This is a genomic window from Paenibacillus sp. J22P143 (assembly GCF_059692035.1).
The window spans coordinates 48625-64909 of the sequence record NZ_JCAUAQ010000014.1 but is presented as its reverse complement, the minus strand read 5'-3'; the positions used below and the strand labels follow the sequence as shown (position 1 = coordinate 64909).

Here is a 16285-nt window from a genome sequence, read left to right as displayed (position 1 = left end):
GTCCATCCAAGTGAGGACCAATCCAGCATATCTTGTAAGTCGCATTTCTAGTTTGGCTCTCAAATATTGCAATAATTGCGACTGTACTTCAGCGACAGTATATCAATTGTAGAAATCTTAGAGAGAAGGAGCCGCGCAACAATTGCACCTTGTAGGAGACTGTGAGTTGATCATATATTTAGATCGAAATATGTTGCTCAAGGAATAAAGGTGGTGAAAATGAGGGTATCTATTTAGAACGTTTTTTTATTCACAATGCTGTTCAATCTCGGTGAGGAGCTGAAACTAAATGAGTGAATGGATTCAAAAGAGTTTTGCTAAGTATGTCAAGATCGTTCTGATGTTCGTATTGCTATTCATGCAAGTTTCTTTCGGTAGCTTGCCATTTCTTGAAGTGGAGAAGGCTCAGGCGGCAGGAGAGCCAAGCAATCCATTGATGGTTTATTCCATCGGTGCTTTGGCTGATACCTATGCAGATTCCGCTGCTGCTAATCAATCAACTAATTATGGTACTGCAGTCGACTTAATTTCAGATAATTATACTGGCGCTACTTCAATTAAGGAAACTTTCATCAAATTTGACCTGAGTAGTCTGCCAATAGATTTTGTTACAGCAAGCCTTAGAATTGGTATGTATACAACTACAACATTTGGTACAAAGGGTTTTAATGTCATACAAGTAGATAACGGTTGGACTGAAACGGGTCTTAATTGGACGAATCGACCTGCAATCATAGGAAGCAACTTGAATGCAACGCCAAAGATTCCTACATCGAATGACAATGAAACGAGTTATCGCATTGATATTACGAACGCTGCTAGGGCTGTTATTGCCAGCGGAGATAAGATCCTATCATTGAAGATCTCAAGTGTGTCAGATACTGTTACTAATCCGTATAAGATTGCGTCTAAAGAGAATAATACTTACCCATCGTTAAGACCTGCGGTGGAGTATACGATGAATTACAATGTGCCTTCTGTTGTCGCTTCAGAGGATGCGTATGTGCAAAATGATGCAACTTCTTCTAACAAAGGTCCGAATACGACGGAGGGCAAAGTAAGGCATTCTGCTAATGCTGGCTTTCTGCGCGAGACTTACTTTAAATTTAATGTAGAGACTTTGCCAGCAAATATTACGAATGCGAAGGTCAGGCTTTATCCAACGTACATTGGTGGTACATCAACGGGCTTTAATGTTAGCCAGGTAGCGAATAGTTGGTCAGAAGGCACGATTACTTTTGCTAATAAGCCAGCAGAGACGACAGGTACCCCGTTGAATACGGCAATCATTCGTCCTAATCCTGCTACTGATGCGGGCAAGCCGATCTACATTGATGTAACGGACATGGTCAAGAATGCACTTACAACAACAGACAAAAACATTTCAATCAGGCTCTATGAGCCAACAACATCTACTGCAACTAATAAAGCTGATTTTAAAATAGCGACCAGAGATCATAGTGTACAAGCAATAAGACCGACTTTGGAATTTACCGCTGTGCCGCCTGCTGTTCCGACGGGCTTGACTTCGGCTCCTGATGACCATCAGGTTAGATTGACATGGGATACGGTTACAGGAGCAACGTATTATGACGTGTATCGCGGAATGACGGAGGCTGATGTTTCCACCAAGGTTGGCGCCAATCTCGCGAGTGCGACTTATACGGATATAGGCTTGACGAATGGAACGACCTATTATTACAAGGTTAAAGCAGCCAATGTAGTGGGTGAAAGTGACTATTCAAACGTAACTAGCGCGACACCTCAGGTGGCTCTTACTCCGCCTCCTGCTCCGACCAACATGACGGCGACTGTGGGTGACAGGCAGGTTGCATTGAATTGGAGTGCGGTTGGAGGAGTAGTAACTTCCTATAGCGTGTATAGGGGATCATCGGCGGCCGGTCCTTTCACCGTAATTGCTCCAAACCTGACGAGTACGACAACGAGTTACACGGATGCAGGCGTAGCCAACGGAACAACCTACTACTATACGGTTAAAGCAACAAATGGTGGAGGTTCAAGTGTCGATTCAAATGTAGCTAGTGCGACACCTATGGATCTCCCGCAAATTGTATCAACTGATTTGAAGGTGAGAGTGGACGATACTTTCCCTAGAATTATTCAATACGAATGGTTGAAGGTTGGAACGTCTCAAAATGCCGTGTTATATGGGAATGAAGATACGCTAACTCAAGTAAAAATCAACGGCACGCTTTATACGCCTACTGTAATCAGTGAGAGGGTGGCGGATAAAATCTCCTATGCAATGAACTTTTCAAGTATAGGAGTAACCATGACGATGCATTTCCAGGTTACTGGGAATATTGTCGAATTTAAAGTTGACAGCATTACTGAAAGCGGAACCACGAAAGTAATGACCTTTGAGATTCCGAAGCAAAATCTACTGTCCATTCGGAGCACCCAGACGGGTGCCGCAGAAACAGGTGTGGATATCAAGGGCTCCGTAGTCTATTCCGATAATACGGTAGAAGAAAGGAACTTGTTGTCTACTAAAGCGCTTGACGCAGCTCCAGTGTCAAAATCTTATCTGATTTTGAATACCGACAAGCTTGCAGCAAGTATGTACAACAATACCTTTAATCCTACGGATCAGACCAAGACGACTACTACAACCAAGATTCAAGACAACAAAAACGAGGCTAGATATTTTTACCAGACGGAACAAAAGTCTGGTTACAAAAGAATGGCTGCGTGGAACAATGCTTGGACGTATAGAGAAGTACCGACGGAAGTTATTGATTTACCATATAGCAAGATTGTCATTTCCGACGATGCCAACACGGATGGTGTAGTAGACTGGCAGGATGGCGCGATCGGCTACAGATCGATTATGAAGAACCCAATCGGTGCAGACCTCATCAAAAAAACCTTTGCTCATATTGCCTATACCCGCGGAAGTCGTGCCCAGTGGCCGTTCCTCAGAACATTGGATATGGTGAAGAAGATATCGCTGTACACGGACAACTTCGGACAGTTATTGGAATACAAAGGACATCAGGCTGAAGGGCACGATTCCAATCACCCTGACTATGGAATCAACATCAATAAAAGAGCAGGCGGACTCGAAGAGTTTAACACCTTAGTTGATGAGGCTGCTAAATATAATACAAGTGTTGGTATACACATCAATCATACCGAAGCTTATCCAGAAGCCCAATACTACAGTGAGAAAATTTTGAGACAACCACATCAAGGCGGCTGGGATTCATTGGACAAAGCGTGGCAAATCGATCAATACGCGGATGCCACCAATTTTGAGGGGGACGGTTTAGCAGGTAGGCTAGCTGAGCTTCACAGTGCTGTTCCTAATTTGAAATGGGTTTATGTAGACGTGTATCATACGCAAGGCTATCCAGAGTGGAAGCTCGCAACCGAAATGAACAAATATGGCTGGGCGATCGGCACAGAGTTCATGGGTGCACTTGAAGATTATTCGATTTGGAATCACGTTCCTCAAATTAAAACCCAAGTTTTAAGATTTATCAAAAATGGCGTAACCGATTCCTTTGGGTTCAACAACATGCTTTTGAATTCAAGGCATGGGGGTTCGATGGGATATGGGTTTGATGGTACTGACGATCAAGGCAATGACGTGAGCTTGACCAGACAAATGGACATGTTCTATACCACGAATCTGCCAAATAAGTACATGAAGAACTTTGACATCCTGAAGTGGGCTCCAGACAGAATCGATTTCACTAACCATGTATATGTCAAACAATTATCAACGGGTGCAGATCCAGTAGTTGAGCTATACAAGGATAATAAAAAGATCGCAACTTATCAAAACCATGCTACTTTTAATGGCAGTGCAAGTTTTCCAGTAACAAACCTAATGGCTAAGATGTTCATTCCGTGGGATCCCCAAAGCGAAACGAAGATCTACCACTATAATACTGCCAGCGAGAGCACAACATGGGATCTTCCGAACAGTTGGGCTGGGTTGTCCACGGTAGAACTGTACCAGTTATCCGATTCAGGCAGGACTCATGTAGCAACCCTTCCGGTAACTGGTGGTCGTGTAACGATTAACGCAACAGCTAAGATACCATATGTCATTTACAAAGGTGCACAAGCTGCTCAAACTATGACTTGGGGAGAATTCGGATTTGTCAAAGATCCTGGCTTTGATAGTCACAACTTGACTGGAGCTTCAGCGTGGACTGTTACATCTTCCAATGCAGATAAAAGTCACGTTAACATTGTGAACAGCATCGATGGCGAGAGCTATCTGAGTGTGACTGGAAACAGTGGCGCAGATGCTGCATTGAGCCAAACCATTACAGGTTTGACACCGGGCAAGACTTACCAACTATCCGCGTGGATGGAGGTTAAGGATCGAATTGGAACGATTGGTGTTAAGAACTATGGTGGTTCTGAGGTAACGAACTCCATGGATAAATCGCCGTTTAGAAACCAGGAATATAACACGTTAAAGTATGGGCGTAATAACATGCAGAGAATTAAGCTGGAATTTACTCCAACTGGGTCTACTGCAGAGATTTACATCAAGGGAAGTACAGGAACGACGCCTGAGTCTTACTTGAATTTCGATGATGTTCGCATAGTTGAAATGGATACTACACCGTTTGGAAACCATTATTTCTTCGAAGATTTTGAAAGTAAAGACGAAAGCTATGGACCTTTTATACCAACCAAACAGGACGGACGTGTTCACAGGTCTGAGACGCATACTGGTTACACGACGGATACGATCAATGGCAAATACTCATTGAAGACAAGACAGACAACTGATAATCCGGAAATAGGCGAATATTTGCGAACAGTGCCTTATACTGTAAAGTTGCAGCCAAATACGATGTATCAATTGAGCTTTAACTATCTGCTTGGTGCAGCTAACGGTGGAACCTATAGTGTTGCGGTTAAAGGAAACAACGGTGCAGTGACTTTGTCGAATGCACCGCTGCCAGCATCCACTACCGATACCACGCCTTCTACGTTTACAAAAGTATTTAAGACTGGAAATTATGATGACACCTACATTGCGTTTGCTAAGAACGCGGGTGGAATGATTGACTTCGTCATTGATGACTTTGCGATTGACGTTGTAACTACAGCGCCTCCTTTGACAGTGCCTACTGGATTAAAGACGACTGCTATAAGCCCGTCAGAGATTAGCGTAAGCTGGGATGAGACGGATTTGGCAACCGGATATGATCTGGAAATTGATGGTCAAGTGGTTCCATCTGTTAGTTACCCTTATGTGAATTCTGGATTGTCTGTAGGTTCCACTCATACCTACAGAGTAAGGGCTAAGAACGCTGCAGAGACGACGGACTGGAGTCCACTTGTGAACGGTACGTCAACGAATGCAATCTCAATCGTTGCTGCTGCGGATTCATTTGTGCGTGACGGTAGTGATGTCAATATTAATCACGGAACGGAAACATTGGCATTTTCAAAGTTGGATGCACCGGGCTATGTCCGTGAGGCTTTCTTCAAATTTAATTTGACTAGTTTGCCGCCAAACATGACAACCGCAAAGATTAAGCTTTATCCGACGGCGGTGGGTTCTGTCGCGAATGGCTTTAATGTTGAACAAGTAGGTAACAATTGGACTGAATCTGGTATTACTTGGACTATGAAGCCTGCAGTAATAGGTGGCAAGTTGAATGGAACAACGCCTATTAAACCAGCGTCTCCGAATATGGCAGTTGTCATTGATGTAACGGCAATTGCCCAGAGCGCGCTTATCAGCCAAGATAAAAACATATCAATAAAAATCTCGAATGCATCCCTAGGCGGTGGATCATCAGATTATCAATTTGCGACTAAAGAAAATTCTTTATCGCAGTACTGGCCGGTGTTGGAGTATACGGCACCTGGAAGCATTCAAGGTAAAGTTGTAGATAGCAGTAATACGCCAGTTTCCGGCGCGAACGTGACAGTATCGGATACCAATACAGTATATGGTACCGCTACTACGGCAGCGGACGGCTCCTATTCTATCTCTAACTTACCAGCTGGCTCAACTTATACCCTGACGGTGAGCAAAGAAGGCTATGTGAACGCGACAAGCTCGAATGTGGTCGTGCCGTTGGCGGATGTGGCTGTCATTGATATGACACTTAATGAATCGCCTTCCGCTCCGACAAACTTGACGGCGGCTGCGGGTGATGGGCAGGTTACATTGACATGGAATTCGGTCACAGGAGCAACGTACTATAACATTTATCGCGGAACGACAGCGACTGACTCTTTCATCAATGTTGCTACAAATGTCACGAATGCGACTTTTACGGATTCAGGCTTAAGCAACGGAACGACCTATCTTTATAAAGTTACAGCAGCAAATACAGCGGATGAAAGTGGTTATTCCAGCGTAGCTAGTGCGACACCACAGGGAACCGTACAGCCAGTACAGCCGCCTTTTGCTCCGACAAACTTAGTTACAACTGCGGGTGACGCACAGGTTGCATTGACATGGAGTACGGTCACAGGAGCAACGTACTATAATGTTTATCGCGGAACATCGGCGACTGGTACTTTCACCAGTATTGCTACAAATGTTACGAATACGACTTTTACGGATTCAGACGTAACCAACGGAACGGCCTACTTTTATAAAATTACAGCAGCAAATACAGCGGGTGAAAGTGGTTATTCCAGCGTAGCTAGTGCGACACCACAGGGAACAGTACAGCCGGTACAGCCTCCTTATGTTCCGACAAACCCGTTACCTGGCGGATCTGGCGCAGGCACTTCTGACACATCAGATGTACAAACATCAAACGATGGAGTTACGATTTCTATCGAACCGGTAAAAGAAGCCTCCGACGGGAAGATGATTGCGAAAGTCACTGTGGACGGAGATTCACTAGGACAAGCGTTCGATTTATTGAAAACGAGCGGAGCAAACAATCCAACAATTAACATCGAAGTGAAAAGTACCGATGCAGTCTCTGTAGTAGAAATTGGTGCGAGCGCTATGTCTCAAGGCTTAGAAACTGTACCGGATGCTGTTTTATCTGTTAAGAGCAATAACATGACGTACAATGTTCCTGTAAAGACGTTGAATCTAGACGGCTTTGCTAAGCAACTCGGAACCGATTCGAAAAACGTGAATATCAGTATTGTTATCGAGAAGGTGGAGGGAACAGTTGCGGATCAAATCAATTCAAAAGTGAAGCAGACGGGTGTTACACCTCTGACTGGTGCAGTGGACTTCAATATTGTTGTGGAAGGAAACGGTAAATCTGTTGCGGTGAACGACTTTGGAACTACTTATGTGACAAAAACGATTACACTAGAGGGAAAAGTTGACTCCACACATGCAACAGCAGTGATGTACAATCCGAAAAACGGTGAAATGAAGTTCGTACCAGCGATCTTCACAACTGTGAATGGAAAAACAGAAGTCACCATCAAAGATCCGGGCAACTATATCTATACGGTTGTACAATCGTCTAAATCCTATGACGATGTTGCAGACCATTGGGCGAAAGATGATCTTGAGTTGCTTGCTTCCAAGCTGGTAATCAAAGGCACATCGAATACTACATTCAATCCGAACAGTTCCATTACACGCGCTGAATTTGCATCTCTTCTGGTAAGAGCGCTTGGACTATCCGATTCAACTGCAGCAACATTCTCCGACGTTCCGAGCAACAGTTGGTTTGCAAGTGATGTAGAAATAGCAGTGAAAGCTGGATTGGTTGAGGGATTTGAGGACAATACGTTCCAACCAAATGCCAATATCACCAGAGAGCAGATGGCTGTGATGTTTACCCGAGCAATGAAAATTGCCGGTAAGTTGGAATCTGTCAATGCTAATCTGCTGGATAAATTCACCGACAGTACGAGTATCAATGGTTGGGCAAAAGATGCCGTGGCACAGGTTGCTAAAGCAGGTATCGTTAATGGCGTAACCGACAATACTTTCGTTCCTGTGGCTGATGCAACAAGAGCAGAAGCAGCTGTTATGTTGAAGCGTTTCTTGAGCTACGCTCAGTTTATTAATTAGTTCTAATTCTTCTGGACCCTCCTAGTTGGAGGGTCTTTTATGCGCCTGCAATAATTGTGCCTTGCTTGCGACAAAAGGAATCGGTTACACTACTTGGGCATCGTACATCATAGAGGGGTGATCCGTTCAAATGAAAATTATGGGATTATTTTCGAGGAAAGAGAAATCGATGCTGAGGAAAATGATCATCGTCTCGCTTTTTATTTCGATTGTGCCGACGGTCATCACTGGACTGGGCAGCTACCTATATGCTTCGTCTGTCGTAGAAACTGAAGTTAACAAGGCTAATTATCAGATTTTGAAGAACGCTTCCGATAATGTGGATAAAAAGCTGCAGACGATTCAGATCAATCTGTTGCAAATATTGAACTCACCTTATTTTCTCAATGATTACATCGTGGATTTGAAAGTAGATCAGATTGAATTCTTTACTAATGTATATAAGATACTCGGGGCTTTTCAAAATACGAATAGGGATTTGCGCGAACTCGCGCTCTATATCCAGGATATCGCGTATGTCTCCCCGACGAACGGGACGATCAGGCCGGATGGTTTAAGTGCGCCAGTTCGGGACAAATTCGATCATGAGTTGAAAGAGAGTTATCGGATTCGTTGGCTGAATGAGACATTTCCAGTGACCCCCAATACCGATTCGGACAAAGGTGTTACACTGGTGAACAAGTTTCCGCTAGGCAGCAATGATCCGATTGGAATGGTCATCGCGTCAGTAGATCCAAGTCAATTCCTTGAAATAATCGGCGATTCGACTGTGTATAACGGGCAATTCATGTTCGTTGTCAGCGATTCGGGGAAGCTAGTTACTACGACATCGAACGAGCTTCAGCCGAGCGATTTCTATGAGAGCATTTTGCAGGCAGGTGAAGGGCAGTCCAAGTATAATTTTAATTGGAATGGAACCACCTATCTGGTTACAAGCATCGCTTCAAACTACAGTCATTGGAGATATATCGATGTGATTCCAGTGAAAGAATTGAACGCCAAGTCCAGAGGTATTGCGTTCATGACGATGGGCATTGTCTTCTTTTTCATCCTTGTTAGCGTCGGTGGTTCATTCATTGGCAGTCGCAAAATTTACCGGCCGGTTGAGCGATTGCTGGCTAGCATAAGAGGTGATTCTGGTACGGAAATTGATTCCGATGAAATGGGGTTCGTCCATCGAAATTGGTTGGAGCTGAAGCATACGGCTTCCCAACTAAAGAATGAATTGTCCCATCAGCTGCCGATCATTCGCGAGTCTTTCGTCCTGCAGCTGCTGCAAGGCCAATTTGCACATTATACCAACAAGCAGTTAGACGAACTATTGAAGCGTTATCAGCTTCCTGATCAAGCAGAGTTCACTGTGCTTTCGTTTGCATTCGATATGGATGCAGCCAATGAGGGGAAATTCCGTGACAGTGACAAAGAGCTTATGCTCTTCTCGATGAAAAATATTATTGATGAATTTATTCCTCAGAGTGGCTGGCTAGGCGTTACTGTCAACGTACTTAACGATAGTCTAGTCTCTTGGTTATGGCATGTGCCGGAAACGCCGGAAGCAGACAAGGAGGAACCCGATTTCTTCGCTTTCGCTGAAAACATGCGAAATACATTATCCAATTATTTGCATCTTCCGGTGACAGTCGGGCTGAGCGGAATCGGTTATGAGACGAAGGAAGTTCCGAGATTGTACCGCCAAGCGATGTTCGCTCTTGAGTCGCGCATCATTACGGGAAGAAATAAAGTGCTGCAGGAGGCAGGAAGCCTTGACAACGAGAGCAGCTACCCCGTAGAGCTGGAGCAGCACTTCGAGAATTCGCTGAAGCTTGGCAATCAAGAGGAAGCGGAGCGCATGTTGAACGCCTTTATGGAGACAGTTAGAAGGCAGGCGGGATCTCCAGAAGGTTTGCTTCTATACTACAATCAGCTGCTTGCCGCTACAATGAGAACGGCTTATAGCTTGAAAGTGGAGCCGAAGCAACTATTCGAACAATACGATCCTTATACGTATTTACGCAAGTTGAAAAGCATCGAGGATATTAACATATGGTTTACGACAGCGCTGATTTCACCTATTATTTCTGCCGTTCAAGGAAATCGACACGTAGAGTATGAACGAATGGTGATGACTGCTGTAAACTATATTCACGACAATTATCATCGGGATATCTCGCTTGAAGAATGCGCAGATCATTGCGGTGTCAGCACATTCCAAATTAGTAAATGGTTCAAGAAAATCATGCAGACTGCCTTTATTGATTATTTGACGGAATATCGTATTGAGAAAGCAAAGCAAATATTAGCGGAAACCGATTTGCCGGTCAGCGAGATCTCTCATCTTGTCGGGTATCAGCGTCAAAATTTTATGCGCGTTTTCAAAAAACAGGTCGGGACGACGCCTGGACAGTATAGGGAGTCAGTCAAACCATAAGAATGCTTGCGGGATTAAGTCCTGCAAGCATTTTTTTGTTGTTTAAATTAAATCCAGTCGAAAGTCGTATCTTTTGCTTCAGATGATCCCGCAGCAACAAGGAATGCGACAAGACCCAGAAAAGCCTTGGTAGGACGGGGTTGCGGCTCTGTGCAACAATTGCGTCTTGTAGGCTACTAAGCATGAAGCGTATATTGCAAGTATGAAATCTGCGCTTGCAGCTATGAGAGGTGAAGAATGATGACATTATGGTTAAGGGGCTGGGGCGCTGCCCTGAAACGAGACAAGTATTTATATTTATTAATGACGCCAGGCTTACTTTTTTTTCTCATCTTTAAATACGGACCGATGTGGGGGTTGTCATTAGCATTTCAAAACTACTCTCCGTTCCTCGGGTTCTGGAAGAGCGAATGGGTTGGCTTCAAATATTTCAGCGAATTCTTGACGAATCCTGATTTCTTTAAGCTGCTGCGGAATACGCTCGCGATTAGTTTCCTGAACATCCTATTCTTTTTCCCGGCACCGATCATCTTGGCATTGATGCTGAACGAAGTGCGCCGAATAAGGTTTAAGAAATTTGTACAAACGGCGATCTATTTGCCTCACTTTGTGTCATGGGTCGTCATTGCTGGTATTTCCTTCATTTTGCTAAGCAAGTCCTCAGGGGTCGTTAACGGGCTGATTGTTGACGCGGGAGGGACGAAGATTGATTTCCTGACGAATGCGAATATGTTCTGGATCTTATTGACGTCGCAAAGTATTTGGAAGGATGCTGGATATGGGACGATCATTTTCCTGGCGGCGCTGACCAGCATCAATCCTGAGCAATACGAAGCGGCTCAGATCGACGGTGCAAGCCGATGGAAACAGCTGCTGCACATCACGCTGCCGGGGATTAAGTCCACCATCGTTATACTGCTCATTCTGCGATTAGGCTCGGTTATGGATGTCGGTTTCGAGCAGGTCTACTTGATGAGCAGCGCTCCTGTAGAAAGTATTGGTGACGTGTTCGATACGTATGCATACCGCGTCGGTGTTCAGCAAGGAAGATTCAGCTTTGCAGTGGCTGCAGGCATGTTCAAATCGATTGTTGGCTTCATTTTAGTCGTTGCGGCCAACCGCATAGCAAAGAAAATGGGCGAGGAAGGAGTGTATTAGGATGGATCGTTCCTCCAAATGGTTAGATGTCTTCATCTATACAGTACTATTTTTGTTTTCAATCACAACCGTATTGCCGTTCATCTACATCACGATCGTGTCCTTCACAGATCCGCATGAGTTTATTTCGACCCCTGTGATGCTGTTCCCGAAGACATGGAGCTTAGCGTCGTACCGTTACATCATGTCGTCGGGCCAATTTATCAATTCCTTCTTCATCACAACGCTGCTGACGATCGTCGGTACGGTCTGTGCGCTCTTCGTGACGTCAGGTTTGGCATACGGATTATCACGCAAGAGGTTGAAAGGTCGAAATTTCCTCTTGACGGCGATTTTGTTCACCATGTTGTTTAATCCGGGCATCATGCCTAACTATATGTTGATTCGAAGTGTAGGCTTATTGAACAGTTTCTGGGCGCTGGTACTGCCGGGGTTAGCGACTGCATTTTACGTGCTGCTCATGAAAAGCTTCTTCCAAAATGTTCCTGAAGAGCTAGAGGAATCTGGTACCATTGACGGCTGCTCGGACATTGGCATCTTTTTCCGGATTATTCTCCCGATTTCGCTTCCTGTTATCGCAGCGTTCAGTTTATTTTACGGCGTTGGGTATTGGAACACGTATTTCAACGGAGTGCTGTACATCAATAAGGAAACGCTGCGCCCGCTGCAAGTGGTATTGCAGCAAATGCTGGCCGCAAGCTCTACGCCCGCCGATCTTTCCGAGGCCTCAGCGTCTGTCATACCGGCGGAAACCGTGAAAATGGCGGCTGTCGTGATTGCAGCAGTTCCGATCGTAATGGTGTATCCGTTCCTTCAAAAATATTTTGTCAAAGGCTTAACGCTCGGTTCTGTGAAGGGTTAAGAAAAAATTCCTTGAGAGGGGGGATGCCGGGCTTTAGAAATGGTCATAAAGTTATCATATTCTCAAAGGCGGGCAGCAACATCCAATAGAAAAATGAAGGAGCCAACAACCTATGAAAAAGTATTTGAAAATGACAGGCCTTACAGCAACAGCGGCACTTATGCTTATCGCGACTGCGTGCGGTACTACTTCTAAATCAAGCGAGACTCAACCATCGGCGTCTACAAAGACAGCGGAAAACAAAGCGCCTTCGGAAATCACGATTATCTCACCAACGTACAATGATGCACCTAAGAATGATTTGGAAGCCATTCAACAAGTGAATCAGAAGCTTAATGTGAAAATCAATGCAACCTATGTACCTTCCAACAATTACGACGAAAAAGTGAATGTCATGCTGGCTTCTAACGACTTGCCGGATTTGACAGTAGTGTGGGACATTACGAAGCAAAATTGGACGCAAGCGCTTAGTCAAGGTGCGTTCTGGGATTTAACGCCGTATATCAAGAACTATCCGAATTTAGCCAAGATCGATGCCGGCATTTATAGCGCTCTATCTTTTAACGGAAAAACAATGGGGGTTCCGCGGGTTCGACCTCTGGACGGCCACGAATCACTGATTGTTCGCAAGGACTGGCTGGATAAATTAGGCTTACAGCCGCCAAAGACGACTGATGAGTTCTACAAAGTCATGGAGGCATTTACGAAAAATGATCCGGACGGCAATGGCAAGCCTGATACGTACGGTTTTGCTTCCTATGCTACGCCAGGGCCTCAGACCTACTTATTCTCGATGTTCGGTTCAGGTTCTTCACAAAATGGCGCTCTAGCGCAAGGTTGGCAGAAAGACAGCTCAGGTAAATTTACCGCGGCATTTGCTTCTCAGCAGATGAAGGATGCGCTCACTTACTGGAGCAAAGGGTTTAAAGATGGCTTGATCGTTCCCGATTATCCTGTCATGAAAGCCCAGCAGCTAAAAGATATGTTCATTCAAGGTAAAATCGGGATGTATATCGGTAATGTTGTCGATATTTACAATGCGCCAAACGTGATCAAAGAACTTCAAAAGACGAATCCGAAAGCGGACGCAGTCGCTTATGAGCTTCCATCTGCTCCTGATGGCAAGCGTTACTATGAAAGAAGTGCAGGATCTTTCGGCCAGTTGATGATCAGCAAGAAAGTTCCAGAAGATAAAATGAAGAAGATTCTGGAAGTAATGGATTACGGCAATACACTCGAAGGTTGGAAGCAAATCCAATTTGGTGTTAAAGACAAAGATTATACAGACACTAGCATTCCTACGGTTGTCGTACAAACGGATGCAGGCAAGGCCAACCAATTCACTAACCCTGGTCAATGGATTCCTGGCTTCTTTAACAAATATGGCAGAGCCGAAAATGGTGACATGTCGCCAGAGGTTATCAAGTATAATCATGATCTAATTGACGCGATTAACAAGAATTCTATTTTGGATCCGACTGCTGGCATCAATACGCCTACGAACGCAGAAAAGGGTGCCGATTTCCTTAAGAAAATTACCGACAACGAAATCAATACGATTGTAGGCAAAAGCAGCTTGGCCGATTGGGATAAATTCGTTAAATCTATGCTTGACGATTCTTCATTCCAGAAGTTGAGTAAAGAAGTGAACGACGCCGCTAAAGCTAGATCAGGTGGTAAATAAGCAACGGTTTTCAAACGCGGCGGGTGATATGGCTTATTCAATGCCGATCACCCAGCCGTTTTTTACTTTGAGCAAAGGAGAGGCGATGAATATGCTTACTGAGCGCTATGCGAATGATATTTCCAGTGTAATAGCCACGTATGAAAACTATCATCCATATCCAAAAGCCCAAGATAGGGCAATTTGGGAATCCATTCCTGATACGTTTCGAAACTTCTGGATTTCCAGAGGAGAAGCTTACCTTAGCTTTCCGTGGCCTGCACTGACAGCGGTTGATTACATGGAATATTCAAGAAATGGAAATGTAATGCGATTTCAGAGCAAATTCGAGGAACGCAGAATTGCATTGAGTTCTTTAGTCCTTGCAGAATGTATGGAGGGGGCAGGTCGCTTTATCGATCAGATTATGAACGGGATCTGGAGCATTTGCGAAGAATCTTCTTGGGTAATTCCTGCACATATGGTTATTTCCAAAGCAAGCTCATCTGACAGTATTCCTAATATATCAGATCAATTCATCGATTTGTTTGCCGCAGAGACGGCAAGTTTGATGGCAATGACACATTATCTATTGCAAAAACCGCTGGATGCAATTAGTTCCAACATTTGCGGTCGAATTCGTATGGAAATGAAGCGCCGGATTTTTGACCCTTATCTGGAACGTAACAATTTATGGTGGATGGGAATAGAAACGAACCGTAAAATGAATAACTGGAATCCGTGGATTAATTCCAATTGTTTATCTGCTTTCCTATTAATGGAGAGCGACGAAGATCGCCGCTACCGAGCAATAGAAAAGGTTATGCGTACTTTGGACAGGTATATAAGCGATTGTAGTCCAGACGGAGGATGCGATGAAGGTCCGGTTTACTGGGATCGTGCCGGCGGTACATTGTTTGACTGTCTGGAACTGCTGCGCGAGGCTTCCCAAGGCAAGATTTACTTGTATGATGAACCATTGATTCAAGAAATCGGACGATATTTATACCGGGTTCACATTGACGGTAACTTTTTTGTCAACTTTGCCGACAGCAGCGCAAATTTTGAAATGGAAGCCGGGACGGCATATCGATATGGGTCCCGCATTCATGATCGGAATCTGGTGAGATTAGCATCATCCGCCTATCAAACGAACAAACCGCCACTCTCCAGGTGGCTAACACTGCATCGCGTGATACCTTTCTTTTTTGTTGATGAACAGTTCGAGGAAAATAAAGAAACACCCCCATATGTCCGTGATGTGTGGATGAATAGTATCGAAGTTATGACTGCCAGGGAACAAGAAGGCTCCAGCGATGGTTTGTATCTGGCCGTTAAAGGGGGCCATAACGATGAGAGCCATAATCATAATGATATCGGTCATTTTCTTGCATATTCGGACGGTAAACCTTTTCTGATAGATGTCGGTGTCGGAACGTATACTGCCAAGACGTTTAGCCCGGAGCGGTACGACATTTGGACGATGCAGTCAGCGTATCACAATGTGCCTTTGGTGAATGGCATTCAGCAGAAGGCTGGCATTGCGTATAAAGCAAGTGAAGTGGGCTATCAGGTCGATGATGCAGCGGCGCTAATTTCTATGAATCTGGCCTATGCCTATCCGGAGGCAGCAGGTATCGTTTCGTGGAAACGAACTTATAGTCTCAATAGAAGCAAAGAAGCTTATATCGAGATTGTTGACGATTTTGAACTTATTCAGGCAAGCGATGACATTATACTCCACTTGATGACTCCTTGTGTGCCTCAGATTAACAGCAATGGGAGCATTCTATTGCAGAATCCCGGCGGCGAGAAGGTAAATATTCAATATGATGCAAGTAATCTTTTAGCATCAAGCGAGGCAATCAAACTAACAGATGAGAGGCTGCAAGCCGCCTGGGGCGATTGTTTGTATAGAATCATTCTAAGGGCGAAACATGCCGTTAATGCAGCTGTATGGACAATGCGTATTTGCAAAGGATGACGTGACATGACTTTCCAATATAGCCTATGACTAAAATGGTGTGTGATTATTCGTGTTTTCATACAATTTTCTGATGCTAGAGCAATCCACATTATACATTTGTATATGTAGGTTGCTTTTTTCAAATTTGCGATCCACTCTTCACCTCTTCTTTGGGAGAATTTTCGGAACAACATTAACATGTT

Annotated in this window: 6 protein-coding genes; all 6 read left to right on the top strand. The window is 44.4% G+C overall.

Annotation, left to right across the window (positions count from 1 at the left end; genetic code table 11):
• Window positions 1–289: 289 nt before the first annotated feature.
• The 6 genes from AC58PQ_RS18775 (at window position 290) to AC58PQ_RS18750 (ending at window position 16100) form a co-directional block, all read left to right on the top strand.
• The gene (locus AC58PQ_RS18775) at window positions 290–8005 is read left to right on the top strand and encodes an endo-alpha-N-acetylgalactosaminidase family protein (RefSeq protein ID WP_497244153.1); all 7716 of its coding nucleotides are present in this window, start codon (window positions 290–292) and stop codon (window positions 8003–8005) included.
• 130 nt (window positions 8006–8135) lie between these two features.
• Window positions 8136–10433 carry an AraC family transcriptional regulator gene (locus AC58PQ_RS18770; RefSeq protein WP_497244151.1) on the top strand — a complete coding sequence of 766 codons (2298 nt, stop codon included), beginning with the start codon at window positions 8136–8138 and terminating at the stop codon, window positions 10431–10433.
• 237 nt (window positions 10434–10670) lie between these two features.
• On the top strand, window positions 10671–11591 hold the full coding sequence (locus AC58PQ_RS18765) for an ABC transporter permease (RefSeq protein ID WP_497244149.1): 921 nt from the start codon (window positions 10671–10673) through the stop codon (window positions 11589–11591).
• A 1-nt stretch (window position 11592) separates the two neighbouring features.
• Window positions 11593–12453: a carbohydrate ABC transporter permease gene (locus tag AC58PQ_RS18760; protein ID WP_497244147.1), complete on the top strand. Its 861-nt coding sequence runs from the start codon at window positions 11593–11595 to the stop codon at window positions 12451–12453.
• A 112-nt stretch (window positions 12454–12565) separates the two neighbouring features.
• Window positions 12566–14137 carry an extracellular solute-binding protein gene (locus tag AC58PQ_RS18755; RefSeq protein WP_497244145.1) on the top strand — a complete coding sequence of 524 codons (1572 nt, stop codon included), beginning with the start codon at window positions 12566–12568 and terminating at the stop codon, window positions 14135–14137.
• 85 nt (window positions 14138–14222) lie between these two features.
• Window positions 14223–16100, top strand: coding sequence for a heparinase II/III domain-containing protein (locus tag AC58PQ_RS18750; RefSeq protein WP_497244143.1), 1878 nt, complete (start codon window positions 14223–14225; stop codon window positions 16098–16100).
• Window positions 16101–16285 lie beyond the last annotated feature (185 nt).